The sequence below is a fragment of the Bacillus sp. CGMCC 1.16607 genome, from assembly GCF_042683745.1.
GTDB lineage: Bacteria > Bacillota > Bacilli > Bacillales > Cytobacillaceae > Pseudoneobacillus.
On sequence record NZ_JBHUJX010000001.1, the window covers coordinates 1 to 1,119 of the forward strand.

The 1,119-nt window shown below is 49.1% G+C and carries 9 tRNA genes and 1 rRNA gene; all 10 read right to left on the bottom strand.

Features of this window, described 5'->3' with window-relative positions:
- Positions 1–180 precede the first annotated feature (180 nt).
- Positions 181–256, bottom strand: a tRNA-Ala gene (locus ACFSO7_RS00005).
- Between the two features lie 19 nt (positions 257–275).
- Positions 276–352, bottom strand: a tRNA-Pro gene (locus tag ACFSO7_RS00010).
- Between the two features lie 7 nt (positions 353–359).
- Positions 360–436 (bottom strand) — tRNA-Arg (locus tag ACFSO7_RS00015).
- Between the two features lie 10 nt (positions 437–446).
- Positions 447–535: transfer RNA gene (locus ACFSO7_RS00020), tRNA-Leu, on the bottom strand.
- Between the two features lie 8 nt (positions 536–543).
- A tRNA-Gly gene (locus ACFSO7_RS00025) sits at positions 544–618 on the bottom strand.
- Positions 619–633: 15 nt separating this feature from the next.
- A tRNA-Leu gene (locus ACFSO7_RS00030) sits at positions 634–718 on the bottom strand.
- Positions 719–732: 14 nt separating this feature from the next.
- Positions 733–808, bottom strand: a tRNA-Lys gene (locus ACFSO7_RS00035).
- 13 nt (positions 809–821) lie between these two features.
- Positions 822–897: transfer RNA gene (locus ACFSO7_RS00040), tRNA-Thr, on the bottom strand.
- Positions 898–915: 18 nt separating this feature from the next.
- A tRNA-Val gene (locus ACFSO7_RS00045) sits at positions 916–991 on the bottom strand.
- 10 nt (positions 992–1,001) lie between these two features.
- Positions 1,002–1,117: ribosomal RNA gene (rrf, locus tag ACFSO7_RS00050) — 5S ribosomal RNA — on the bottom strand.
- Positions 1,118–1,119 lie beyond the last annotated feature (2 nt).

The following is a 1,119-nucleotide window of genomic DNA, read 5'->3' on the forward strand; positions in this document are numbered from 1 at the left end:
CTGAGCCAGGATCAAACTCTCCAATAAAGTGTTTGATTAGCTCATAAAGTTTACTCTGGCTTACTTCTATAATAGAAGTTTTTTATTTGTTAACGTTTGGTTGTTTAGTTTTCAAAGAACAATTTAATGAGACAACTTTTATATCTTAACAAAATTTTCAACAGTTGTCAACAATTATTTTGGTGGAGTCTAGGGGGATCGAACCCCTGACCTCCTGCGTGCAAGGCAGGCGCTCTCCCAGCTGAGCTAAGACCCCAATATTAGTTAGTTTAGAATGGTCGGGAAGACAGGATTCGAACCTGCGACCCCTTGGTCCCAAACCAAGTGCTCTACCAAGCTGAGCTACTTCCCGTTTTATATGGCGCGCCCGAAAGGAGTCGAACCCATAACCTTCTGATCCGTAGTCAGACACTCTATCCAATTGAGCTACGGGCGCATTTTATAAATGGTGCCGAGGACCGGAATCGAACCGGTACGGTAGTCACCTACCGCAGGATTTTAAGTCCTGTGCGTCTGCCAGTTCCGCCACCCCGGCACTTTTTTTGGAGCGGAAGACGGGATTCGAACCCGCGACCCCCACCTTGGCAAGGTGGTGTTCTACCACTGAACTACTTCCGCGTCTATTAAAGTGAATGGTGCGGGTGAAGGGAGTCGAACCCCCACGCCTTGCGGCGCCAGATCCTAAGTCTGGTGCGTCTGCCAATTCCGCCACACCCGCATGATTAAATTAAATGGTGAGCCATGAAGGACTCGAACCTTCGACCCTCTGATTAAAAGTCAGATGCTCTACCAACTGAGCTAATGGCTCGCAATAGTAAAACTGGTGCCGGCGAGAGGACTTGAACCCCCAACCTACTGATTACAAGTCAGTTGCTCTACCAATTGAGCTACACCGGCATTGTGAAATAAATATTATGGTGGAGGATGACGGGATCGAACCGCCGACCCTCTGCTTGTAAGGCAGATGCTCTCCCAGCTGAGCTAATCCTCCATATTTTTTCGCCTGGCGACGTCCTACTCTCACAGGAGGAATCCTCCAACTACCATCGGCGCTGAGAAGCTTAACTTCCGTGTTCGGTATGGGAACGGGTGTGACCTTCTCGCCATCGCCACCAGACT